Raw genomic sequence first — 21,258 nt, forward strand, 5'->3', positions numbered from 1 at the left:
CCGCCGTGGTGGACGGCCGGCGGGTCACCTGCCGTAGGTCGAGCGGCAGATGCGGGCCTGGGCGCTGTCCGCCTCCCACCGTCCGTACGCCTCGCCCAGCTCGCACATCTCCCGCCCGGCGTTGCCACGACCGTGGCCCGGGCCGGGGCCGTGGCGCCCGTGCCAGCCGGGGCCCACGGGGCCTTCGTGGCCCCCGGCACGGCCGTGGCTTCCGCCGTTCCAGCCCTTTCGCCAGCCGCCGGGCGGCGCCACGGGACGGGACGTGGGCTGGCGCCCGGTGTCCGAGTGGCCCGCCGCGGGGGCACCGTCCGAGGCCTTGCCGAGCCGGGCCTCCTGCCTCGCTTCGGGGGCCCCGCCCTCCCGCCCGTCGGCCTCCTGGCGGTCCTTGCGGGACAGCGTCTCCTTCGCGGGGGATCCGCCCGTGCCGGGCGACGCCTCGCCATGCCCTCTGGCGGTCGAGTGGCGGGGCGAGGCACCGTCGCCCGGCGCGCCGGCATGGCCGTGGACGGTCATGCACCCCGTCGCGGCCGAGAGGGCCACTCCCGCGACGGCCAAGGCTCTCGTCATCCTCATCCGTGACACCCCGGCAACTTTTCCCAACGCGCGCACCCCGTGGGAAGTCCCCCCAGGGGTGACGGGCGAGCGCCGAGGTTGATCGCGGGCCTATCAACAGCCTGCTGCGCCGCGTCGGAAGCCGACGGCTTCGGCACCGGCCCGCACCCGTCGGCAACCGGCCGCCTCGGCAGCCCGAGTGCCTCAGAAGCCGGTCCTCCCGTCGAGACGCTCCCGGAGCAGGTCCGCGTGGCCGTTGTGCCGCGCGTACTCCTGGATCATGTGCACGTACATCCAGCGCAGCGTCACCCGCCACTCGGTACGCCGGGGATGGGTGGCCACGTCGTCCAGGGAGCGCTGCGCGGCGGACGTCCGGGCCCGGTCGATCTCGCGGCGCCAGACGGCCAGCGTGTTCTCTCCGGTGTCGCCCTCGGTGACCGCGAAGTCGTCGTCCGGGCGCTCGGGGGCGCGGTAGAGCGGCGCGGAGTCCGGCTCCCTCCACATCGCCTGGAACCAGTGCCGCTCCACATCGGTCATGTGGCGCACCAGCCCGAGCAGGGTCAGCGCGGAGGGCGGGGTGGCGGCCCGGCGCAGCTCCTCGTCGCCGAGGTCCGCGCACTTCGCGGCGAGCGTGGCCCGCTGGAGGTCGAGCCACTGCTCCAGCAGGTGCCGTTCGGTGCCGATGCCGTCCGGGAGGGGGACGCCACTGGTGGTCGTGGGTGGCCTCTGCGGCTGTTCCGAGTCGGTGGTCATGGGCCCATCCTGCGGACTGCGGCCTGCCAGGGCGAGTGCTTTCCGCTGCGGACAGGCGGTCCCGCCGGGAGAGGGACGGTTTCGGCCGGGGGCGGTGGATGTCTCGGGGATGTTGCCCGGCCGGTACCTGCCGAAGCGGGCGGCTGCGCCGTGGACGCTGGTTCAGTCCCCGGCGTCTCCCAGCATGCCGCTCAGCAGTTCCCGCGCGTCGGTGCGCAGTTCGGCCACCGAGGGGAGGACGCGGTGGAGGGAGCCCGCGGTGCAGGTGAACAGAATGCCGTCGCACCAGGCCTGCAATGAGAGGGCGTGCCGCTCGGGGGAGGTGGAACCGGCGGCGCGGAGCAGCTCGCGGAGGGGCCCGGCGAAGTCCTCGATCCCCGTTCTGTCGTAGTCGGTCCGCAGCTCGGGGCGCCGGGTGGCTTCGAGTGCCAATTCGTAGCGGGCGACCAACAGGGTGCGGTTGCGGGTCAGATGCCGGTGGAGGGCGGCCGCGAGGAGCTCCGCGAGCGGGCCGGGGCCGCCGGGGCGCCGGGTGGCGTCCTTCATCTCCTCCGGGGAGAGGACGGCGCCTTCGAGAACGGTCAGCCGCCGGACGGCGGCCTTCAGCAGGGCGGCCCGGGTGCGGGCGTGGTTGGAGGTCGAGCCCTGCGGCAGCCCGGCCGCCTCGTCCACGGCACGGTGGGTCAGCCCCCGCATGCCGCGTTCGGCCAGCAGGCGGATCGCCGTGTCGGCGATCAGCGTGAGCCGGGTGCCGTCCTCGCGTGCGGTCATGAAGGCAATCTATCCGGACCACTACATGTGTAGTAGCCTCGACTCGTACTACTACAGCCGTAGTGCACGGCGCGACGACTCGCAGGCACCCCACGCGCGTGGCGGTGCCTGCCCCTGGAGGACTCCTGTGCCCGCCTCGCGTGCCCTCGTCATCGGAGCCGGAATCGGCGGCCTGACCGCGGCCGTCGCGCTCGGTGCCCGCGGCTGGTCCGTCACCGTCCTCGAACGAAGGCCCGCCCTCGAACCGGTGGGTGCCGGCATCGCCCTCGCCCCCAACGCGCTGCGCGCCCTGGACGTCGTCGGGTTGGGCGACAGCGTCCGGGCACTGCGCAGCTGGAGCGGACGCGGCGGCCTGCGTTCCCCTTCCGGCCGGTGGCTGGTGCCCACCACAGGCGATCGGACGGCCGCCCGCTTCGGCGATCCCGTCGTCCTGATGGCACGCCCGGCCCTCGTCGCGCTGCTGTGCAGCCGGCTGCCGGACACCGTTGTCCTGCGTACCGACACGGGCGTGACCCTCGCCGACCCCGGGGGCGTCGAACGACCCGCCGTCGTCACCACCGAGAAGGGCGGGACCCTTCAGGCGGACCTGGTCGTCGCCGCCGACGGCATCCACTCCCGTACCCGCCCGGTCCTCTTCCCCTCCCATCCGGGCCCCCGGTACGCGGGCCTCACGACCTGGCGCTTCCTCACCGAGGCCCCCCAGGGCGGCGTGGAGCCGCACGAGACCTGGGGGAGGGGCCGGATCTGGGGCACCCAGACGCTTCCGGACGGCAGGATCTACGCCTACGCGGCAGCCGCCGCACCCGCCGCCCGGCCCGCGCCCCGGGGGGAACGCGCCGAGCTGCGCCGGTTGTTCGCGCACTGGCACCAGCCGCTGCCCCGGCTCATCGCCTCGGTGCCCGAGGAAGCCGTGCTCCGCAACGACGTGCACCACCTCATCGATCCGCTCCCCGCCCACCACGCGGGTCGCACCGTCCTCCTCGGTGACGCGGCGCACGCGATGACGCCCAGCATGGGCCAGGGCGGCAACCAGGCCGTCGAGGACGCCGTCGTGCTGGGGCAGCTCGCCGACCCGGCAGGGCGGGTCGGCGAGGCGCTCGCCGCCTACACGCGGCAGCGGCTCCCCCGGACGACCGAGATCGTCCGGCGGTCGGCGCGGGCGTCCCGCATGACGACGCTCACAGGCGGACCCGCCTGCGCCCTGCGCAACGCCGCGCTCGCCGTCGTAGGACGGTCGGTCCCCGGGGCCGCCCTCCGCGCACTGGCGGGGATCGCCGACTGGTGCCCACCGGAACGCACGTATGCTGCCCGGACGCGATCGGCCGCACGGCGGTGAACAGGGGCCGCCTCGCAGTGCACGACGGCCGCCTCCACAGCGGCCCCGCCCCGCGAGGGGGCCCGAGAACCGGCAGCGAGGGGGAAGCGTGAAGATAGGTGTCATCGGCCTTGGGGACATCGCGCGGAAGGCGTACCTGCCGGTGCTGATGGCCCAGCCGGGCCTGGAACCGCACCTGGTCACCCGGACCGCCACCGTCCTCGACGAGCTGGGCGGGGCCTACCGGGTGCCTGCCGCCCGACGTCACACCGGACTCGACGGGTTGCTCGCCGCGCGCCCCGACGCCGCTTTCGTGCACGCCGCCACGAGCGCCCATCCCGCGCTGGTGCGCGGGCTGCTGGAGGCGGGGGTGCCCACCTTCGTCGACAAGCCCCTCGCCTACGACCTGGCCACCTCCCGCGCCCTGGTCGAGCTGGCAGAACGGCGGGGTACCGGCCTCACCGTCGGCTTCAACAGGCGCCAGGCGCCCGGCTACGCCCAGTGCCTGGAGCTGCCGCGGGATCTGATCCTCCTGCAGAAGCACCGGGTGGGACTTCCGGAGGAGCCGCGCCGGATGATCCTGGACGACTTCATCCACGTGGTGGACACCCTCCGCTTCCTCGCGCCGGGCGAGCCCGACCACATCGCCGTCCAGGCCCGGGTACGGGAGGGGCTGCTGCACCATGTCGTGCTGCAGCTCGCCGGGGAGGGTTTCACCGCGCTGGGTGTCATGAACCGGCTCTCCGGCTCGGCCGAGGAACGGCTGGAGGTCTCCGGCCGGGACGCCAAGCGCGAGGTACGGGATCTGGCGGACGTGCTCGACCACAAGGGGGTCCCCAGCGTCCGCCGGCGTGGCGACTGGGTGCCCGTGGCCCGGCAGCGGGGCATCGAGCAGTGCGTCCTCGCCTTCCTCGACGCCGTACGCGCCGGGCGGACCCCTTCGGCGCAGGACGCCCTGCGTACCCACGAGCTGTGCGAGCGGGTGGTCAACGACGTACAGGAGCAGTCAGGCTGACCGGCGCGCCCTTGCCGGGCCCGTCCCCGTCGCGGTTGCGGCCCTCACCGGGCCGCCGTGCCCGCACTGCACGGGCCGCAGCCAGCGCGAGGTAGCCCGCCAGCGCGGTCACCGCCAGCTTCGGCGTCCAGTCACCCAGGCGCACGTACAGTGTCGTGCCGCGCGCAAGCGGTACGTCGGTGACCGTGACCGCACTGGCGTCCGTACCCATCCGCTGCCCGGCCTGTGTCCCGTCGGGGCCGAAGAGCGCGCTGACCCCGGTGAGCGTCGCGTGCACCATGGGCCGGCCGGACTCGGCGGCCCGCAGCGCGGCGAGGGAGGCGTGCTGCTCGGGCGCCCAGCTCTGCTGGAAGGTCGACGTGGACGACTGGGCCACCAGGACCCGGGCGCCCGCGGAGGCCAGGTGCCGACTCATGTCGGGGAAGGCCGTCTCGAAGCAGATCAGCGGTCCGAACCGCAGCCCGTCGGCCCGCATCACCACCGGCGCCCGCCCCCGCTGCCGGTCCTCCCCGGCCGCACGCCCGACCGACGTCGCCCAGCCCAGCAGCGAGCGCGCCGGGACGTACTCGCCGAAGGGCACCAGCCGCATCTTGTCGTAGCGCTGCCCTGTCAGCCCGTGCTCGTCCACAAGCACCGCGCTCTTGAAGATGCCGGGCCGGTCGCTGCGCCGCGAGTCCACGTTGACCAGCAGCGGCGCACCCGTCTGCCGGGAGAGCGCGGCGAGCCTGCGCACCAGGCCCGGGTGGCCTGACAGGTCGTAGCCGACGCTGCTCTCGCCCCACACCACCAGGTCGGGGCGGCGCCCGGCCAGTTCGCGGGTGAGCTCCTCGCCCCGTGCGAGCCGCTCCGCACGCGAGGACGACTCCCCGATCTGGACCACCGCGATCCGGCTCCCGCCCGCCGGCTGCGGGCGCGGTGCCCACAGCCAGACCGTGCCCGTCACGACGGCCGTGGCCAGCAGGGCGACGGCCGCGGCCCGGCGGGCGCGAGGGGCCGAGAGCAGCACGGCGAGCGCGGTGTTCACCGCCACCACGACGAAGCTCACCAGCCACACGCCGCCCACGGACGCCAGCCGCAGCGCGGGCGTCACCTGCCACTGGCTGGCCCCCAGCAGCCCCCAGGGCCCGCCCAGGTACTCCCAGGAGCGGACCAGTTCGGCCAGCAGCCACCCGGACGGCACCAGCACCACGGCTGCCGCCAGTCGGCCGCCGCGCAGCGGATCCGCGAGCAGCCGGTGGACCAGCACGCCCCAGGGCAGCCACAACAGCCCCAGCAGCGCGGCGAGCAGGACGATGAACACGTGCAGGCTCGGCATCAGCCAGTGGTGCATGGCCAGCATGAAACCCGTCCCGCCCAGCCAGCCCACGCGGGCGGCCGCCCGCGGGGAGGGGGCGGCACGGAGGAGCAGCAGCCACGGCACCAGAGCCACGTAGGCCAGCCACCACAGCCCGGGCTCGGGGAACGCCGGTGCCGGTACGGCTCCCGCCAGCGGCGGAAACACCCAGCGCGCCCAGCGGGAAGCCGGGAGGGGACGCATGCCCCGCCTCCTTCGTCGGGTGCTCGGGCCACCGAAGTTCCAGTTCCGGTGCCCAGGCCACCAGTGTGCGGGAGGAGGGAGAAGATGACGAGGCCGGCGAGGCACTCGGCTCCGCCACCCGCCGCGCGCGTCCTTCGCGTGGCTCCGCCGTACGCGTCCGGCGGTCCGGTCCGCCGCGCTCGTCCGCCCGCGTCTTCGCACCGGCCCCCGGCGCCCTTCTTACGGCGTCGGCACCGGGTGGTGGTCGGACGGGACGGAGCCGCGGGGCCCCGGGAAGCGCCGCGAGCCGACCCCGCGTCCGGCGCCCCCGCGTGACCTGCCCCGGCGCGCCTTACGGCCGCCGCGCTCCGTGTCGGACTCCGTGCCCGGTGAGCGACCGGAGCCGTCGAAGCGGGGTCCTGACGGTTCTGCCCCGCCGGGCTGGGGCGGGACGGCACAGGCCGGGGCCGTCGGCGTCGCGTCCGCGGACTCCGGCTCGCCCGGGGAGTGTGTACCGGGCGAGCTCTTCGAGCGCCGCGCGCTGTCGGCCGTGAGCGCGGCCAGCCCCCATGTGGCCACCACTCCGGCGGCCGCCGCCAGGAGGGCGCCGCTCGTGCCGTACAGGAAGCCCTCGTCCAGCAGGACGATGCCGGCCGCCGCCGCGACCACCGGATTGGCGACCGTGGCCGTCGCCAGGGGAGTGGCCAGTCCGCCGCCCCGATAGGAGGCCTGCGAGGTGGCGAGCCCGGCAGCCGCCAGCGCGACCGTCAGCACGGTCAGCGGAACCGAGACGACCAGCGGGGCGGACGTCCACCGGTCTGCCAGGCTCTTGACGAAGACGGAGGCCGCCCCGTAGGCCACCCCGGCGGCCAGCGCCAGCACCACGCTCCGCAGCGCCAGTGCGCGGGGTCCCGGCTGCCCGTGGCCCCGGCGTGCCACGACCCCGGCGACGCCCACCAGCAGCACGAGCGCACCCAGGACGGCTCCGGCGAGCACGAGTTGCTCCGGGCCGTGCAGCGCGCCGGCTCCCGGGTCGCCGGTCAGCAGCAGGATGCCGGCCAGCCCGGCGGAGACCAGCAGGATGCCGCGCCAGGTGCTGCGGGCGACCGGCCGCCGGCTCACCAGGGCGGCCATCGGCGCGGCGAGGACGAGGGTGAGGACCCCGAGCGGTTGCACGACCGTCAACGGGCCCAGCGCCAGCGCCAGCACGTGCAGCAGGGCGCCCGCTCCCTGGAGCGCTGCCGCCGTCCACCAGGTGCCCGAGCGCAGCAGCCCCCACCGGGCGGGTGCGGTCGTCGAGGCGATCCGCTCCTGGACGATCGCGGCCAGGGCATAGCTGACCGCCGAGACCAGGGACAGCAGCACGGAGGCAGTCAGCGCGCTCATGTCCGGCCCGTCCGACCGGGGTTGCCCATCGCGTTCATGCCTCAACGATCCCTCGGACCCGGTGACCTGTCGTCACCTGTCAGGCTCGTCTTGACGTACAGCCAGCGGAGTACGACTCGGCCCCGTGTCCACCTGGCAGGTGACGCGGCCATGAGGCGAAAGGGCAGGAGAGGGCGGTTTTCGAGGAAGGCCGGACGGTGACGGGGCGGTGTCCGCAGTGGCAGCCGCGCCGGAGCCCGGTCGGAGTCGGCGCGCCGGAGCCTCCGTCAGGGCCGGGGCGCGGGGAGGGGCCCTTCGCCCGAGACCTGGACCGTGCCGAAGCCGCTGCCCAGAATGGTGATCCGGCCCTCGCGCCCGTCGGCGAGCCGCAGCCGAGCGGTGTCGCCCTCCAGTTCGACCCACAGCGGCTCACTGCCTTCCGGCCTGATGGTGCCGGACCAGGCGGTCTCGGGTCCGGCCGCCTCGGTGAACAGCGCGGCGTCGACAGGCACCTCGGAGGCTCCGGTCAGCAGGATCGCGGGGCCGCGGTAGAAGTTCTCCATGCGGCCAGTGTGGCAGCCGGCGCCCCATGCGGCACAACCGTCACCGGCGCGCGCAGGACGACCGCCCCGCCGCCGGGGAACGCAGCGGTACGGGTGAGCCGTGCCCCGCACGACGGAACCCCGCCGCCCGCGTGAGCGGGCGACGGGGTCCGACGGCCGACGTGCCGGATCACCCGACCGCCTGTGGGGTCACTGGTTCTTGCAGGCGTTCTGGGCAGCCGGGCTCAGCAGCGGCAGCAGGATCGGGTTGCCGCAGACGTTCGCGCCGACCTTCACCGGGATCTGGACGTTGTCGCCGGAGAGCACACCGGGCGAGTTGCCGGTGACCCCGACGGGGCCCGGGTCGTGTCCACTGGCGAGCGCCGTCCCGGTGGTGGAGCCGACCAGGGCGAGGGCGCCGAGGGCGCCGGCGGCGATGGCTGTACGAATACGCATGTTCGCTCCCGAGAGAAGGGGTAGCTGTTGTCTCCACAACCCACCGTGGATGCCCCGGTGCGGGAAGCGCATTTCGGGCTACTCCGGGCGAGTGCCGGCGCTGGTACGGTGCGTGCCGAGGCGCACGGGAGGCACGGGGACGCAGGGGGAAGGGGGCACGCATGGACGGAGCGGACACCGCCGCCGGCGGGAACGCGGCGGACGACGAGCGGGGCGTCGGCCCGACAGCCGTACCGGCCGCCGCGGACGAGGATCCGGCGGACGCCCTGCCCGGCAGCGAACCGGTGCCCGGGCGGCGCGTGTTGTGCCGGATGTGCGGCCAGCCGCTGCGTGACCGCGCCTCCCGCATCTGGGGGCTGGGGCCCGACTGCCGCCACAAGCTGGCCGTGCGCACCGCGCCCGCACCGCCCCGGCACGAGGTCGATCAGGAGACCCTGCCGGGACTGTGAGCGGGTGGCGGGCCCCCGGGCCGGGCGCGTCCGCGGGCATCGCCCGCACGTTGTGGCAATCATGGTGCGGGCCGCCACCCGGCGAGCGTCTTCCCCGAGACCTGGCGAAAGGCGAACCCCGTGTCCCAGCCACCGCAGCCCGGCCGCGACCGGCGCGATCCTCCCCGCCCCGGCCGCCGTGCCCGCTCGGGAACGGAACCGGTGACCGCACGCAGCGATCTGTGGCTGCGCACGGTGCTGTCCTCCGTCGGAGTGCCGCTCTTCGCCGCGGCGGCCGCGCTCTTCGCCTGGTGGGCCGTCTCCTCCGGTCCGCACAGCTCGCCCAGCGACCGGCTGCTCAGCGTGCTGGCCGGCGTCTGCGCGGCGCTCGCGCTCGGTGCCGCCGTCGACCTGCTGGTACTGCGCCGCCGGCGCGCTCAGGCCCGCGCCGATCAGCGCTGACGGCCGGTCCTGTCAGGTGCCGGCGCGGCCCGTGGCCCGTTCGGGTGGTGCCGTGCGCGTACCGTCCCCGGCAGCGGCTCAGCCCACCGACTGGCCCGCGTGCGGGCTGAGCACTCCGCCCGCGATCAGGGCGAACAGGGCAAGCCCCAGCAGGATGCGGTAGATGACGAAGGGCATGAAGCTTCGCTGCGAGATGTAGCGCATGAACCATGCGATGACCAGGTAGGCCACCCCGAACGCCAGCACGGTGGCGAACAGGGTGGGGCCCCACGAGACGTGCCCCTCGCCGATGTCCGCGAGTTCGAACAGGCCCGAGGCGAGCACCGCCGGGACCGCCAACAGGAACGAGTAGCGGGCCGCCGCCTCCCGCCGGTACCCCATGAACAGGCCGCCGCTGATGGTGGCTCCGGAGCGGGAGACGCCGGGAATCAGCGCCAGGGCCTGCGCGCAGCCGTAGAGCAGACCGTCGCGGACGCTGAGCTGTTCGAGGGACTTGCGCTCCCGCCGGGCCCGGTGCCGGCCTCCCGCCGCTTCCCGGGCGGCCATCCGGTCGGCGATGCCCAGGATGACGCCCAGCGCGATCAGGGTGGTGGCGATCAGGCGCAGGTCGCGGAACGGCCCCTCGATCTGATCCTTGAAGGCCAGCCCCAGGACGCCGATCGGCAGGGAGCCGACGATGACGAGCCAGCCCGTCCGGGCGTTGTGGTCGCGCCTGGCCTCGCGGCTGTACAGCGAGCGGAACCAGGCCGCCAGGATCCGCCCGATGTCCTTGCGGAAGAAGATGAGCACCGCCGCCTCGGTACCGATCTGGGTGACGGCGGTGAACGCGGCTCCAGGGTCCTGCCAGCCCGCGAACGCGGCCACGAGCCGCAGATGGGCGCTGGAGGAGATGGGGAGGAACTCGGTCAGTCCCTGGACGAGGCCGAGGACGAAGGATTCAAACCAAGACATCTGTGGTGGGGCTCGTCCCTGTGGTGGTCGGTGTCGGCTGTGGCGCCCGGGCGGTGGTCCGGTGCTTCGGCCCGGCGTGCGGAGCGGCGCAGGTGGGCCCGCTTGCGCCAGGCGAAGACGGCCCCGGCCAGCCCGGACAGCGCGATGAAGCCGAAGGAGGCCAGGAAGACCGGCGAGGTGGGGGTGGCCGCACTGGAGCCGGCGATGACGTACGCCGCGGTGTTGGGGACGGACCCCACGGCGGTCGCCGCCAGAAAGGCGACCCAGCGCATCCGCGAGACGGCCGCGCCGTAGTTGGAGGCCGCGAACGGCACCCCGGGCAGCAGTCTGATCACCAGCATGGAGCGGAAGCCGTGCTTGCTCAACTGCCGGTCGGCCGCCGTCATCCAGCGCCCGCGCAGCAGGGTGCGCAGTGCGTCCTGGCCCAGCAGCCGCCCGAGCCCGAAGGCGATACCCGCGCCGATCACCGTCCCGGCCGTCGCCGAGAAGGTGCCCGCCTGGGCGCCGAAGAGGACACCCGCCGCGACGTTGAGCACGGGCCGTGGCACGAACGCCGCCGTGCACAGCCCGTAGGCGGCGCCGAAGAGGGCGACGGCCGCTCCGCCCGCGACCTGGGGCGGCCAGCCGTGGGAGAGCAGGCGCTGGGGCTCGTACAGCAGCATCGCCGTGGCCGCGCCGGACAGGAGTACGGCGAGGAGGGCGAGGCGGGACCAGGGTGACAGCAGCGTCTGGGCGAGACGGCCGGGGAGTCCGTCTGGCTGGGTGGCGGGGACGGGCACGTGGGGAGCGTAACCGACGAACCGGTCCCTCCGCCGTTCGAAGAGGGCTGGAAAGTCCGGAAGATCCCTCTGCGGGCCGGTGTTCGCCTGCCGTACACCCCCGTGTCCACCTGCGCCGACGGCTACCGCACCGCTTCGGCGCGAAGCCGGACGAAAACCGTTCGACGGGCGGCAGTCGGCTCAGCGATGATCGATCGGTGTTCCGGCAGCTCGTCGTGGTGCCCGAGGCCGTGGTCCCGGCCCCTCCGAGCGCTGCCGCCTTCCTGACCGGGGGCGTGTGTGTCCGCCCCTCCTTGTGCGGCACTCGCGGCCGCCGACGCTGACCCTCCCCGGACCGCTCCGAGGACCCCGCGGGTGCAGGGCCGGTCCTCTCCAGGGGTCCCGCTTTTCCGTCCCGCACCGGTCCAGGAGGGCACCCGTGTCCGCGTACACCCGTCCGTACCCGCTCCCGCATCTGATCCTCGGCACACTGGGCCCCCGCGGCCACGGCAGGACGACACTCGCCAGGGCGTTGGCGGCAGCCCGGCCCTGTCCCTCGCAGGATGCCGCGGACCCGGCCCGTGGCCGCTACCGGTACGCCACCGACACCCGGCGCTGCACCGTGCTCGACGACCCGGCCACCGTGCTCGACGAGGCGACAGGCGAGCCGGTCCGTCTGGACGGTGCCGTACTGGTCGTCTCCGTCGTGGACGGGGCGCGGCCCGGCGCGGCCGAGCAGGTCGTACGTGCGTGCCGCGCGGCCCGCCTGCCCCTCGTCGTCGCTGCCACCATGGCGGAAGAGGGCAGGGAGGAGCTGACCGAGCTGGTGGAGTGCGAGGTGCGGGCCCTGCTGAGCGCGCACGGGTACGCGGGGGAGACGCTGCCGTTCGTTTGGGTCTCCGCCCGCCGCGCGCTGGAGGGCGACCCGCGCTGGCAGGGCGCGATCGAGGCCCTGCTGGACGCCGTCGACACCTACGTTCCGCTGCCCGGCGCCGGCCCGGGCAGCGGGGCGGCGGACGGGGAGCGCGGGTCCTCCGGGCCCTGCGCGGGAGCCCGCTGAGCGCGCCGTCGCACAATGGGGCGGTGGACACCGAGACCGGCGGGGAGCCGATACCCCGCACCCGAACCGTCGCCGGAGGCGCGGCCAAGCTGATGCCGGACATCGACCGGCGCCGCGCCTGGCTGCTGACCGTGGACGGCGCCCCGCAGTCCTACGTCGACCTCGACGCTCCCGAGCATCTGGAGTTCGAGTACGCGCGCCGTGTCGGCCACCTCCTGGACGTGCTGGCGCCGCCCGGAGCACCGCTGGACGCCCTGCACCTGGGCGGCGGCGCCCTGACCCTGCCGCGCTACCTGGCCGCGACCCGGCCAGGGTCCCGCCAGCGGGTGGCCGAGCCGGACGCCGAGCTGGCGGCCTTCGTCACCGCGTACCTGCCGCTGCCGACGGGCGCGGACATCCGGGTGGAGGCGACCGACGGGCGGGCGCTGTTGGAGTCCTGCGCCGAGTCCTGCGCCGACGTCGTCGTCTCCGACGTGTACGGGGGCGCGCGGATGCCCGCCCACCTCACCACGCTCTCCTACGCCCGCCAGGCAGCGCGGGTGCTGCGGCCCGGCGGCGTCCACGTGGCCAACCTCGCCGACGCCACGCCGTTCCGGTTCCTCGGCTCGCAACTTGCGACCTTCGCCGAGGTCTTCCCGCACCTCGCGCTCCTCGCGGAGCCCGCGGTGCTGCGCGGGCGCCGGTTCGGAAACCTGGTGCTGCTCGCCTCACGCGCCGAGCAGCCCTTGGACGAGCTGGCCCGGCGCTGCGCGGCCGACCCCTTTCCCGCGCGGGTGGAGCACGGAGCGGCACTGGCCCGGCTCGCCCCGGGTGCCCGCCCGGTGGAGGACGGCGATGCCGTGCCCTCACCCGAACCGCCGGACGGCGCCTTCAGCATCGGCTGAGGGCGCCGTCCTGGGGGCCTGGACACCGCGACGCGGAAGACGCGGAGGCGGGGCGGCTCAGCCGCGCGGTTCCTGTCTGCCGCCGGGTGCCTCGTAGGTACGGAGGCTGCCGGTGATCTTCTTGATGGTGGCGTCCGAGAGCTCGTCCTTGACACCCGCGTCGGTGTACAGCACGAAGATGGCCAGGTCGCCGTTGCTGTTGATCCACGACACGGTGACGACCTTGCCGGCGCTCGTGGTGCACTTGTCGTCCTTGGGCGCGCCGGTGATCTTGGCGGTGGCCGTGTGCCCCTTGATGCCGTGCTTGTTCTCGAACGCCTTGGGCCCGGAGACCTTGAGGTCCCCCTTCTGCTTCTGGTCGTAGCCGGCGATCGCGAAGTTCTCGGCGGCTATCTTCGAGGCCTCCTTGGTGTTCTTCGAGCCCTGCCCGCCCTTGGTGCCGACGGAGGCGCGGGTGGCCTCGTCGCACCAGTTGTCCTTGTAGTGGGCGGGTGCCGACATGGCGACCAGGACCTTGCCCTTGTCGTCCTCGAAGCCGGTGATGGTGCCCTGGCTCGCCACCGTCCAGTCGTCGTTGTCGGGCACGTCGAAGGCGGAGTACCACTTGGGGTTGACGACGGTCTGCCAGCCGGGGACCACCGGCTCGGAGGGGTCCTCGGACGCGCCGCCGCCCCCGCCCGGGTCGGTCTTCCCCGTCTTGTCGGGCTTCTCCTTGACGGTGGGTGAAGAGGACTTGCCGGCCTCGTCCTTCTTGCCGTCCCCGTCGTCGCCCGTGAAGACCACGACGCCCGTCACCGCCGCCGCGATGACGGCGACCGCCGCGACGATCGAGATGACGACCGTCCTCTTCCGGTTTCCCCCGCCGCCGTTGGGTGACTGCGGGCTCCCCGGAGCACTGGCCGGACCCCACTGGCCGGAGCCGGGGCCGCCCGGCTGCTGGCCGTACGGATACGGGGGCTGCCCTCCGGTCTGCTGCCCGTAACCCGGCTGAGCAGGCTGCTGCCCGTAACCGGACCCGCCCGCAGGCTGCTGCCCGTAGCCCGGCTGAGCCGGCTGACCGGGCTGGCCCGGCTGCTGGCCGTACCCGGGCTGAGCCGCGGGCTGCTGATAGGGGTTCGGCTGTCCATAACCCGGCTGCTGATACGGGTTCGGCTGCCCCGGGTTCTGCTCGCCCCCGGGCTGTTGCTGTCCTGGCCACATGGCCGGTAAGCCTATGGTGCGCCCGGTGCGGGGGCCACGGGCGCCCTCCGATCGGTACGGACCTGCTACCTGGCAGGCGCCCGCCGTACGCGGAGCCGGGGGTGAAGCCCCGCACCCCCGATGGTTACTCGGTGGTAACGTGCGGGTATGACGACAGAGTCACAGCCGGACATAGGCGCAATGATGACGGCATCCGTGCCGATGGCCCGCACCCTGAACCTCACATACCTGGAGACCTCGCCCGAGCGGGTCGTCGTCTCGCTGCCGGACCAGAGCGAGTTCCACAACCATGTGGGCGGCCCGCACGCGGGTGCCATGTTCACCCTCGCCGAGTCCGCGAGCGGAGCGGTGACCCTCGCGGCCTTCGCGGACGAGCTCTCCCGGGCGGTGCCGCTGCCGGTCCATGTGGAGATGGACTTCAAGAAGCTGGCCAAGGGTGTCGTCACCGCCACCGCGGAACTCGGCCGCCCGGTCGCCGAGGTCGTCGCCGAGCTCGACCGGGGCGAGCGTCCCGAGTTCCCCGTGCACGTGGCCATCACCAGGGCGGACGGCGCCGTCACCGGCGAGATGACCATCGTGTGGACGCTGCGGCCGAACGGCTGACTCCCTGCCCGGCCCGGCGGCAGTGTGCGCGGTTCCACGCGACCCTGTGCGCACGCCTCGCCGGGCCGGTCGAGTAGGCTTCCGAAAACGAGCCCGAACGCCGTGAGAGGAAGCCCTAGTTGCACGTCCAGGAGTGGCTGGAGCACATCCCGGCCGTCAGCGTGTACCTCCTGGTGGGGGTCGTCATCGGTCTGGAGAGCCTGGGAATCCCGCTCCCGGGCGAGATCGTCCTGGTCAGCTCCGCGCTGCTCGCCTCGCAGCAGGGCCACATCGACCCGGTCGTCCTGGGGCTGAGCGCCACCGTCGGGGCCATCGTCGGCGACTCGATCGGCTACGGCATCGGCCGCAAGGGCGGCAAGCCGCTGCTGGAGTGGCTGGGCAGAAGATTCCCCAAGCACTTCGGGCCCGCGCATGTCGCCACCGCCGAGCAGTCCTTCCAGCGCTGGGGCATGTGGGCGGTCTTCTTCGGGCGCTTCATCGCCCTGCTGCGCATCTTCGCCGGGCCCCTCGCGGGTGTGCTGAAGATGCCGTACTGGAAGTTCCTGACGGCGAACGTGCTGGGCGGCGCGGTCTGGGCCGGGGGCACCACGGCCGTCATCTACTACGTCGGCATCGTCGCCGAGGCGTGGCTCAAGCGGTTCTCGTGGCTGGGGCTGGTCGTCGCCGTGCTGATCGGCGTCGTCTCCATGCTGGTCGTCAAGCGCCGCTCGGCCGCGGCCGCCGCCTCCGCGGAATCCGCCGAGGCCGCCGAGGCCGGGGGTGCGACGCCGGACGGCCCGGGCACGGGTGCGGGACGTCCGGCCCCGGACGCGGTCGCCGCCACGGACACCGTCACGGCGACCGCCACGACCGGCGGGGAGTCGGCCGTCGACGGTGCTCCGGCTACGGGGCGGATGGACGACCCGGCTGCCGAGTCGGCCGGTGTGGCCGGTGAGGCGGCGCCCGGGCCGACCGGTACGACGGCGTCGACCCCGGCTGCGGCGGGGGAGTAGGTTCCGCCGAGGCCGAGGCCGAGGCCGAGGCCCAGGTCCAGGCCGGGACCGGAGTCACCGGGCGGGGGCGGATCCGTGCCGGGAAGCCGTGGCGGGGTACGTCCGCAAAAGGCGGCCCGGGCGTCGGAGCCTAAGCGGGGACGAGACGGATGAGCAGCGGTACGGAACGTGAAGCGGAGAGCGCCGTGGCAGAGCGAGGACTGACCGTGACCGTCGGCGGGCGGGAGCCCCGGCTGGACCCGAAGGCGTTCCACGCGCCCACCTCGGTGGTCGCCGGTGAGGTCACCATGGCCGCCGGGTCGAGCCTGTGGTACGGCGCCGTGCTGCGGGCCGACGCCGGGCCGATCGTGCTGGGCGAGGGCAGCAACGTGCAGGACAACTGCACCGTCCACGGCGATCCCGGCTTCCCCGTGACGATCGGAGCCGGTGTCACTGTCGGGCACAACGCCGTCCTGCACGGCTGCACCGTGGAGGACGACGTCCTCATCGGCATGGGGGCGACCGTTCTCAACGGCGCGCACATCGGTACGGGCTCGCTGGTCGCGGCCCAGACCCTCGTCCCGCAGGGGATGGTCGTCCCGCCCGGTTCGCTGGTGGCGGGTGTCCCGGGCAAGGTGCGGCGGGAGCTGACAGAGGAGGAGCGCGAAGGCGTCCGGTTCAACGCGGCCGTCTATGTCGACCTCGCCGAGCAGCACCGGGAGGCGGTCACCGGCCAGGGACGCGGCGACTCCTGAGCCGTACGCGCGCGGGGTGTCCGCGGCACGAGGCTGTCCGTCGCCCGCGGTGGCCCGTTCCGCAGGGTTACCCGTGAGGAACCTCACCCGGGGCGGCGGTCCGCGCGGGCGCTACCGTGACGGCGTGCCATCGATCCAGAACATGTTCTCGTCCGTCACCTCCCGCCTGGTGCACGGCCTCTGGCGGCGGGCCCAGCGGGCCGGGGCCGTCACCGCGCGGCGCCCCGGGCCGTACGCGTTCCGCCGGATCGGGACCGGCACCCGGCTGGCCTTCCCGCAGGGCACCCTGTTCGGCACGCGGTGGATCGAGTTGGGCGACCACTGCATCGTCGGCCAGGACGTGACGCTGACCGCAGGGATGATGCCCGATCTCGACCTCGGCCCTCAGACCGTGCTGCGGCTGGGCAACGGCGTGGTCCTGGGGCGGGGGAGCCACGTCATCGCGGACACCCGGGTGTGCATCGGGGACGACGTGTTCTGCGGCCCGTACGTCTACATCACCTCCACCAACCACTCCTACGACGACCCCGCCCGGCCCGTCGGCAAGCAGTGGCCCCGGACGGCACCGGTGGAGATCGGCGCCGGGAGCTGGATCGGCGCTGGGGCGGTCGTCCTGCCCGGCGCGAAGCTGGGCCGGAACGTCGTCGTGGCGGCCGGCGCGGTGGTGCGGGGGAAGGTGCCCGACCACGCCGTGGTGGCCGGGGCCCCGGCGAGGGTGGTGCGCCGGCTGGACCCGGAGGCGGGCTGGCAGCCACCGCTGCGTACCCCGCCGCCCGTGCCCGTCCCCGAGGGGGTCACCTCCCAGGAGCTGGCGGCATTGGCCGAACTGCCCGAACTGCCCGAGCAGCCCGGGGTCCAGGCGGAACCGTGACCCTCTCCCCCGGACTGCGGAAGCTCTCCGCGGCGTGGGGGAGGAGCCGTCAGCCCGAGGCGAGCAGCACGGTGCCCAGCAGGGCCAGTCCGGCCCCGACGGTCTGGAGTGCGCGCAGCCGTTCGTGCAGTACGCTCCGCGCGGCCAGCGCGGTCACCACGGGGTAGAGCGAGGCCAGCACGGCGGCGACGGTCACGGGCCCGTTCTGCGCCGCGACCGCGTAGGTGCCGTTGGCGGCGACGTCCGCGAGCCCGACGAAGGCGAGCGCGGGCAGCGACGACCACACCGCCCGCGCCCCCGCCTCCGGCAGCGCGGGGACGCCCCGCCGCACCGAGACGTACAGCGCCCCACCGCCCACGACGACGTTGACGACCCGTTGCACGAACAGCGTGAGAAAGAGCCCGGCGACCGTGGTGGAGGCCTCGGCCACCAGGCTCATCGTTGCGCCGAACCCGAAGGCGGAGACGAGGGTCAGCAGGATCGTCCGCTGCTGGACGGGGGCTCCACCACCACCCACCCCGCCGGCCAGCACCACACCGGCGACGGCGACGAGGGTGCCGAGCGCCTGGAGGATTCCGGGCCGCTCGCCGTGCAGCACCATGCCGACCGCCACCGGGACCGCGACGCTGCCCAGGGTGGCAACAGGGGAGACCACCCCCATCGGGCCGATGGCCAGCGCCCGGTAGAAGCACAGCATCGCCAACGGGCCGATCGCGCCGGCCGCCACCGCGCACCACAGCAGCCGGGCGTCCAGATCGCTCCAGGCACCCGTGGCCGCCACGACGACGGCCAGTACCGCGCAGGCCGCGCCCTGGGAGACGACGACCACGGTCAGCTCGCGCAGACGTCTGCTGAGCAGTCCGCCGCCGAAGTCGGCCAGCCCCGACAGGAGGCTGGTGGCCAGGGCGAAGACAGCGGTCACGGCGGATTCCCTCGCAGTACAGTGTGGTGAACACTCAAGTCCAGCACACCGTAGTGCAACAGGCTGCACTCTGTCATCGAATATTCTGGATGGTGCGGAACGCCGTGACGGACCTCGACCAGCTCACGCAAGCCCTCGCCCGCAATCTCAAGCACCAGCGGGCCGAACGTGGCTTCACCCTCGACGCCCTCGCGGCCCGCGCCGGCGTCAGCCGCGGGATGCTCATCCAGATCGAACAGGCCCGCACCAATCCCAGCGTCGGGACCGTCGTCAAGATCGGCGACGCCCTCGGGGTGAGCATCACTTCGCTGCTGGACTTCGACCAGGAGCCGCAGGTCCGCCTCGTGCCGCCCGAGCAGGCCATCCGCCTGTGGTCCACCGAAGCCGGCAGCCACAGCACCCTGCTCGCCGGCACCGAGGCCCCCGGGCCGCTGGAGCTGTGGCACTGGAGGCTGATGCCGGGCGAGGCCAGCACCTCCGACCCGCACCCCGTCGGAACCACCGAGCTCGTCCACGTCACCGCGGGAACGCTCACCCTCGACGTGGACGGCACCGACCACGCCCTGGCCACCGGAACCTCCGCCTGCTTCGAGTCCCACGTCCCGCACGGCTACCGCAACGACGGCAGCGAAGCCGTCGAGATGACCATGGCCGTCTCGGTTCCCGAACCGCGCTGACTCCCTGTCCCGCGCTGGCTAAAGTGCGTGCCATGCGCGCACCCATCGGAAACTTCGACACCGCGGTCCCGGCCCCCGACGCACTGGACCGGCTGACCGCGCCCGTCGCCGCGGCCGTCCGGGGATGGCAGGGCCCGGTCCCCGCCGACCAGTTGCTGTACGTCGACACCGCACCGGAGAAGGCGGACACGGCCGTCTTCGTCGAGACCTACGGCGAGGACCTGCTGGAGACCTCGGCCAACTGCGTGGTGGTGGCGGCGAAGCGCGGCGGCGAACGTACCCTCGCCGCCTGCCTGGTCCTCTCCGCCACCCGTGTCGACGTCAACGGCGCGGCCCGGCGCGGGCTCGGGGCACGCAAGGTCTCCTTCGCCCCGCACGAGACCGCCGTCGAGCAGACCGGCATGGAGTACGGCGGAATCACCCCCGTCGGACTGCCCGAAGGCTGGCCGCTCCTGGTGGACGCCGAGGCCGCCGCACTCCCGTGGGTGCTGATCGGCAGCGGCAGCCGCCGGGGCAAGCTGATCCTCCCCGGCAAGGCGCTGGCCACACTGCCGGGAGCGGAGGTCGTCGAGGGACTCGGGCTGCGCGGATAGCGTTTCGCCCCGGCCGCGGTCCGGAGCAGCTTCCGCCCGGGCCGGGGCAGGCCGAGGGCTCAGCCCCCGGCCGCACGGCGCGTGCTGAGGTCCAGCGACAGCGGGATCGAGTGCTCGGCGAAGCCCAGCGTGCGGTACATCCGCTCCGCGTCCGGCGTGGCGTGCAGGTCCACCCGGGTCACCCCGCGGCGGGCGAAGTCCGCCAGCAACGCCTCCGTCGTCGCCCGCGCGTAGCCGCGCCCGCGATAGCGCTCGTCGGTGCACACGTTGAACACGAATCCGAACAGGCCCAGCGGGCTCACCGGCGCGGGCAGCCGCTCCTCGACCCGGCCCACCGCGCACGCCGCCAGGTGGGCCGGGCCGCCGGAGGCGTCGCCGTCCACCACGAACGCCGACAGCGGGGAAGGGCCTTGCGCGAGCTGCCGCCTGGCCACCCGCACGGCCTCCGCCTCCCACGCCCCCGGCTCGTCCGCGCCGCGCATCGCCGCGAACATGACGCGGCGCAACCGCACGATCTCCTCGGCGTCTTCCGGAGCCGCCCTGCGTGTGCTGATCATGCGGGGGACGCTAGCCCAGACCCTCGGCGCCCAACCGGGGGATCTCGATCGCCGGACACCGGTCCATCACCATGTGCAGCCCGGCAGCCCGAGTGCGCTCGTAAGCCGCCTCGTCCACCACCCCGAGCTGGAACCAGACGGCCCGCGCGCCGACGGCCACCGCCTCGTCGGCGACCTCGCCCGCCGCAGCGGAGTGGACGAAGACGTCGACCACGTCCACCGGGAACGGAATCCGGGCCAGGCTCGCGTAACCGGGCTCCCCGTGCACCGTCTCCGCCTTGGGATGGACGGGGACGACGCGCTTGCCGTAGCGCTTGAGCACCTCGGCCACCCCGTAGGCGGGCCGCGCCGTGTTCTGGGACAGTCCCACCACCGCCCAGGTGTCGCCCAGCTCCGTGAGGATGCGCCGTACCGTCTCGGGATCGCCATACACCGTCTCTGCTCCTCTGCTCCTTCGTGGGACGCCGCCGGAGGGCCTGCTGAGCGTGCCAACGAGGACCACCCCGCGCGGATTCCCGCGGGGCGGGCCCTAGGCTGACCGGATGCAGCAGGAGCCGCCCGCGGGGCCCGAGGAGTACGTGAGCGTCGCCGCCGAGGGCGTGCACGAGACCGAGGTCAACCGCTCCCGCTTCCTGTGCGCCCTCGCGCCCGCCGCCACCGAGGACGAGGCGCGGGAGTTCATCGCCCGCGTCCGCAAGGACCACCCCGGGGCCCACCACAACTGCTCGGCGTACGTCATCGGCGCGGACGCCCGCGTCCAGAAGGCCGACGACGACGGCGAGCCGGGCGGCACCGCGGGCGTACCCATGCTCCAGATGCTGCTGCGCCGCGAGGTGCGTTTCGCGGTCGCCGTCGTCACCCGGTACTTCGGCGGCGTCAAGCTCGGCGCCGGAGGGCTCATCCGGGCGTACGGCGGCGCGGTGGGCGAGGCCCTCGACGCGCTCGGCACCGTCACCCGGCGACGCTTCCGGCTGGTGACCGTCACGGTGGGGCACGAGCGGGCCGGGCGCCTGGAGAACGACCTGCGCGCGACCGGCCGCGACGTACGGGACGTCCGGTACGGAGCCGAGGTCACCATCGAACTCGGGCTGCCCCAGCAGGAAGTGGACGCCTTTCGCGGGTGGCTCGCCGACGCCACGGCGGGGACAGCCCGATGCGAGGTGGGCGGCGAGGCCTTCGGCACCGTGTGAACCGCGTCGGCCCGCAGCACCTGGACCGCGACCGGGGGAGCCGCACCGGCGCGGGACCGGCAGCCGCCGTGTGCGCATCCCGTAGGGGCCC

Annotated in this window: 25 protein-coding genes and 1 pseudogene; 13 read left to right on the top strand and 13 right to left on the bottom strand. The window is 74.1% G+C overall.

Annotated features, from left to right (window positions below; genetic code table 11):
- Positions 1–24: 24 nt before the first annotated feature.
- From H297_RS40450 to H297_RS0122915, 3 genes are all read right to left on the bottom strand, one after another.
- Positions 25–573 (bottom strand): hypothetical protein, encoded by a 549-nt coding sequence (locus H297_RS40450; RefSeq protein WP_158693722.1) that lies wholly within the window; start codon positions 571–573, stop codon positions 25–27.
- Between the two features lie 183 nt (positions 574–756).
- Complete coding sequence (locus H297_RS0122910) at positions 757–1,305, bottom strand: DinB family protein (RefSeq protein WP_027738958.1); 549 nt, start codon at positions 1,303–1,305, stop codon at positions 757–759.
- Between the two features lie 162 nt (positions 1,306–1,467).
- On the bottom strand, positions 1,468–2,076 hold the full coding sequence (locus tag H297_RS0122915) for a TetR family transcriptional regulator (RefSeq protein WP_027738959.1): 609 nt from the start codon (positions 2,074–2,076) through the stop codon (positions 1,468–1,470).
- A 127-nt stretch (positions 2,077–2,203) separates the two neighbouring features.
- On the opposite strand from H297_RS0122915, the gene H297_RS0122920 reads away from it, so the two are divergent.
- Positions 2,204–3,412 carry an FAD-dependent monooxygenase gene (locus H297_RS0122920; RefSeq protein WP_027738960.1) on the top strand — a complete coding sequence of 403 codons (1,209 nt, stop codon included), beginning with the start codon at positions 2,204–2,206 and terminating at the stop codon, positions 3,410–3,412.
- A gap of 88 nt (positions 3,413–3,500) precedes the next feature.
- A complete protein-coding gene (locus H297_RS0122925; protein ID WP_027738961.1) occupies positions 3,501–4,406 on the top strand; it encodes a Gfo/Idh/MocA family protein in 906 nt (301 codons plus the stop codon).
- Here H297_RS0122925 and lnt read toward each other — a convergent pair.
- The 4 genes from lnt to H297_RS0122945 form a co-directional block, all read right to left on the bottom strand.
- Entirely contained in the window at positions 4,378–5,943 is a 1,566-nt protein-coding gene (gene lnt / locus H297_RS0122930; RefSeq protein WP_027738962.1) for an apolipoprotein N-acyltransferase, read from the bottom strand. The two genes, H297_RS0122925 and lnt, sit on opposite strands and share 29 nt — an antisense overlap.
- Positions 5,944–6,162: 219 nt before the next feature.
- Entirely contained in the window at positions 6,163–7,308 is a 1,146-nt protein-coding gene (locus H297_RS37930) for a DMT family transporter (protein WP_078514474.1), read from the bottom strand.
- Positions 7,309–7,574: 266 nt separating this feature from the next.
- On the bottom strand, positions 7,575–7,850 hold the full coding sequence (locus tag H297_RS0122940) for a hypothetical protein (protein ID WP_027738963.1): 276 nt from the start codon (positions 7,848–7,850) through the stop codon (positions 7,575–7,577).
- 189 nt (positions 7,851–8,039) lie between these two features.
- Positions 8,040–8,285, bottom strand: coding sequence for a chaplin (locus tag H297_RS0122945; protein ID WP_027738964.1), 246 nt, complete (start codon positions 8,283–8,285; stop codon positions 8,040–8,042).
- Positions 8,286–8,446: 161 nt separating this feature from the next.
- On the opposite strand from H297_RS0122945, the gene H297_RS44515 reads away from it, so the two are divergent.
- Both H297_RS44515 and H297_RS0122955 read left to right on the top strand, forming a co-directional pair.
- Positions 8,447–8,734 carry a DUF6011 domain-containing protein gene (locus H297_RS44515; protein WP_486589631.1) on the top strand — a complete coding sequence of 96 codons (288 nt, stop codon included), beginning with the start codon at positions 8,447–8,449 and terminating at the stop codon, positions 8,732–8,734.
- A 201-nt stretch (positions 8,735–8,935) separates the two neighbouring features.
- Positions 8,936–9,175: a hypothetical protein gene (locus tag H297_RS0122955; protein WP_027738966.1), complete on the top strand. Its 240-nt coding sequence runs from the start codon at positions 8,936–8,938 to the stop codon at positions 9,173–9,175.
- A 78-nt stretch (positions 9,176–9,253) separates the two neighbouring features.
- Here the strand turns inward: H297_RS0122955 and H297_RS0122960 are convergent, their stop codons facing one another.
- Together H297_RS0122960 and H297_RS37935 are read right to left on the bottom strand one after the other, a co-directional pair.
- Positions 9,254–10,126 carry an undecaprenyl-diphosphate phosphatase gene (locus H297_RS0122960; protein WP_027738967.1) on the bottom strand — a complete coding sequence of 291 codons (873 nt, stop codon included), beginning with the start codon at positions 10,124–10,126 and terminating at the stop codon, positions 9,254–9,256.
- Positions 10,081–10,905 (bottom strand): TVP38/TMEM64 family protein, encoded by an 825-nt coding sequence (locus tag H297_RS37935; RefSeq protein ID WP_078514476.1) that lies wholly within the window; start codon positions 10,903–10,905, stop codon positions 10,081–10,083. Before H297_RS37935 ends, H297_RS0122960 begins: the two co-directional genes overlap by 46 nt.
- Before the next feature lie 418 nt (positions 10,906–11,323).
- On the opposite strand from H297_RS37935, the gene H297_RS37940 reads away from it, so the two are divergent.
- Positions 11,324–11,944, top strand: coding sequence for a GTP-binding protein (locus tag H297_RS37940; RefSeq protein ID WP_064744862.1), 621 nt, complete (start codon positions 11,324–11,326; stop codon positions 11,942–11,944).
- Between the two features lie 92 nt (positions 11,945–12,036).
- Entirely contained in the window at positions 12,037–12,828 is a 792-nt protein-coding gene (locus H297_RS0122980; protein WP_051352105.1) for a fused MFS/spermidine synthase, read from the top strand.
- Positions 12,829–12,885: 57 nt separating this feature from the next.
- Here the strand turns inward: H297_RS0122980 and H297_RS0122985 are convergent, their stop codons facing one another.
- On the bottom strand, positions 12,886–14,028 hold the full coding sequence (locus tag H297_RS0122985; RefSeq protein ID WP_027738969.1) for a DUF8017 domain-containing protein: 1,143 nt from the start codon (positions 14,026–14,028) through the stop codon (positions 12,886–12,888).
- A gap of 147 nt (positions 14,029–14,175) precedes the next feature.
- Between H297_RS0122985 and H297_RS0122990 the strand changes: the two genes are divergently transcribed.
- From H297_RS0122990 to H297_RS0123005, 4 genes and pseudogenes are all read left to right on the top strand, one after another.
- The gene (locus H297_RS0122990; RefSeq protein ID WP_027738970.1) at positions 14,176–14,631 is read left to right on the top strand and encodes a DUF4442 domain-containing protein; all 456 of its coding nucleotides are present in this window, start codon (positions 14,176–14,178) and stop codon (positions 14,629–14,631) included.
- A 119-nt stretch (positions 14,632–14,750) separates the two neighbouring features.
- Positions 14,751–15,374 (top strand): annotated as a pseudogene (locus tag H297_RS37945) (DedA family protein); the annotation flags it as partial.
- Between the two features lie 434 nt (positions 15,375–15,808).
- Positions 15,809–16,357: a gamma carbonic anhydrase family protein gene (locus H297_RS0123000; protein ID WP_027738971.1), complete on the top strand. Its 549-nt coding sequence runs from the start codon at positions 15,809–15,811 to the stop codon at positions 16,355–16,357.
- A 142-nt stretch (positions 16,358–16,499) separates the two neighbouring features.
- Complete coding sequence (locus H297_RS0123005) at positions 16,500–17,228, top strand: acyltransferase (protein WP_051352106.1); 729 nt, start codon at positions 16,500–16,502, stop codon at positions 17,226–17,228.
- Positions 17,229–17,277: 49 nt separating this feature from the next.
- On the opposite strand, the gene H297_RS0123010 is transcribed toward H297_RS0123005, so the two are convergent.
- Positions 17,278–18,150 carry a DMT family transporter gene (locus H297_RS0123010; RefSeq protein ID WP_027738973.1) on the bottom strand — a complete coding sequence of 291 codons (873 nt, stop codon included), beginning with the start codon at positions 18,148–18,150 and terminating at the stop codon, positions 17,278–17,280.
- Between the two features lie 89 nt (positions 18,151–18,239).
- On the opposite strand from H297_RS0123010, the gene H297_RS0123015 reads away from it, so the two are divergent.
- Together H297_RS0123015 and H297_RS0123020 are read left to right on the top strand one after the other, a co-directional pair.
- Positions 18,240–18,827 carry an XRE family transcriptional regulator gene (locus tag H297_RS0123015; RefSeq protein ID WP_037795185.1) on the top strand — a complete coding sequence of 196 codons (588 nt, stop codon included), beginning with the start codon at positions 18,240–18,242 and terminating at the stop codon, positions 18,825–18,827.
- 32 nt (positions 18,828–18,859) lie between these two features.
- Positions 18,860–19,420, top strand: a complete 561-nt coding sequence (locus tag H297_RS0123020; RefSeq protein WP_027738975.1) for a YbaK/EbsC family protein — start codon at positions 18,860–18,862, stop codon at positions 19,418–19,420.
- A gap of 59 nt (positions 19,421–19,479) precedes the next feature.
- Here the strand turns inward: H297_RS0123020 and H297_RS0123025 are convergent, their stop codons facing one another.
- Positions 19,480–19,977 (bottom strand): GNAT family N-acetyltransferase, encoded by a 498-nt coding sequence (locus H297_RS0123025; protein WP_027738976.1) that lies wholly within the window; start codon positions 19,975–19,977, stop codon positions 19,480–19,482.
- Positions 19,978–19,987: 10 nt separating this feature from the next.
- A complete protein-coding gene (locus H297_RS0123030; protein ID WP_027738977.1) occupies positions 19,988–20,410 on the bottom strand; it encodes a CoA-binding protein in 423 nt (140 codons plus the stop codon).
- A 109-nt stretch (positions 20,411–20,519) separates the two neighbouring features.
- Between H297_RS0123030 and H297_RS0123035 the strand changes: the two genes are divergently transcribed.
- A complete protein-coding gene (locus H297_RS0123035) occupies positions 20,520–21,167 on the top strand; it encodes a YigZ family protein (protein ID WP_027738978.1) in 648 nt (215 codons plus the stop codon).
- The last annotated feature ends 91 nt before the right edge of the window (positions 21,168–21,258 follow it).

The organism is Streptomyces sp. CNT360 (assembly GCF_000424785.1).

Bases quoted from the DNA above. Each gene is read 5' to 3' on its own strand.
- H297_RS0122960 (WP_027738967.1), bottom strand. From the start codon at position 10,126: ATGTCTTGGTTTGAATCCTTCGTCCTCGGCCTCGTCCAGGGACTGACC.
- H297_RS0123015 (WP_037795185.1), top strand. From the start codon at position 18,240: ATGGTGCGGAACGCCGTGACGGACCTCGACCAGCTCACGCAAGCCCTC.
- H297_RS0123035 (WP_027738978.1), top strand. From the start codon at position 20,520: ATGCAGCAGGAGCCGCCCGCGGGGCCCGAGGAGTACGTGAGCGTCGCC.
- H297_RS0122980 (WP_051352105.1), top strand. From the start codon at position 12,037: ATGCCGGACATCGACCGGCGCCGCGCCTGGCTGCTGACCGTGGACGGC.
- H297_RS37930 (WP_078514474.1), bottom strand. From the start codon at position 7,308: ATGAGCGCGCTGACTGCCTCCGTGCTGCTGTCCCTGGTCTCGGCGGTC.
- H297_RS0122985 (WP_027738969.1), bottom strand. From the start codon at position 14,028: ATGTGGCCAGGACAGCAACAGCCCGGGGGCGAGCAGAACCCGGGGCAG.
- H297_RS0123005 (WP_051352106.1), top strand. From the start codon at position 16,500: ATGTTCTCGTCCGTCACCTCCCGCCTGGTGCACGGCCTCTGGCGGCGG.
- H297_RS0123025 (WP_027738976.1), bottom strand. From the start codon at position 19,977: ATGATCAGCACACGCAGGGCGGCTCCGGAAGACGCCGAGGAGATCGTG.
- H297_RS0122910 (WP_027738958.1), bottom strand. From the start codon at position 1,305: ATGACCACCGACTCGGAACAGCCGCAGAGGCCACCCACGACCACCAGT.
- H297_RS40450 (WP_158693722.1), bottom strand. From the start codon at position 573: ATGAGGATGACGAGAGCCTTGGCCGTCGCGGGAGTGGCCCTCTCGGCC.
- H297_RS0122945 (WP_027738964.1), bottom strand. From the start codon at position 8,285: ATGCGTATTCGTACAGCCATCGCCGCCGGCGCCCTCGGCGCCCTCGCC.
- H297_RS0122915 (WP_027738959.1), bottom strand. From the start codon at position 2,076: ATGACCGCACGCGAGGACGGCACCCGGCTCACGCTGATCGCCGACACG.
- H297_RS44515 (WP_486589631.1), top strand. From the start codon at position 8,447: ATGGACGGAGCGGACACCGCCGCCGGCGGGAACGCGGCGGACGACGAG.
- lnt (WP_027738962.1), bottom strand. From the start codon at position 5,943: ATGCGTCCCCTCCCGGCTTCCCGCTGGGCGCGCTGGGTGTTTCCGCCG.
- H297_RS0123020 (WP_027738975.1), top strand. From the start codon at position 18,860: ATGCGCGCACCCATCGGAAACTTCGACACCGCGGTCCCGGCCCCCGAC.
- H297_RS0122990 (WP_027738970.1), top strand. From the start codon at position 14,176: ATGACGACAGAGTCACAGCCGGACATAGGCGCAATGATGACGGCATCC.
- H297_RS0122940 (WP_027738963.1), bottom strand. From the start codon at position 7,850: ATGGAGAACTTCTACCGCGGCCCCGCGATCCTGCTGACCGGAGCCTCC.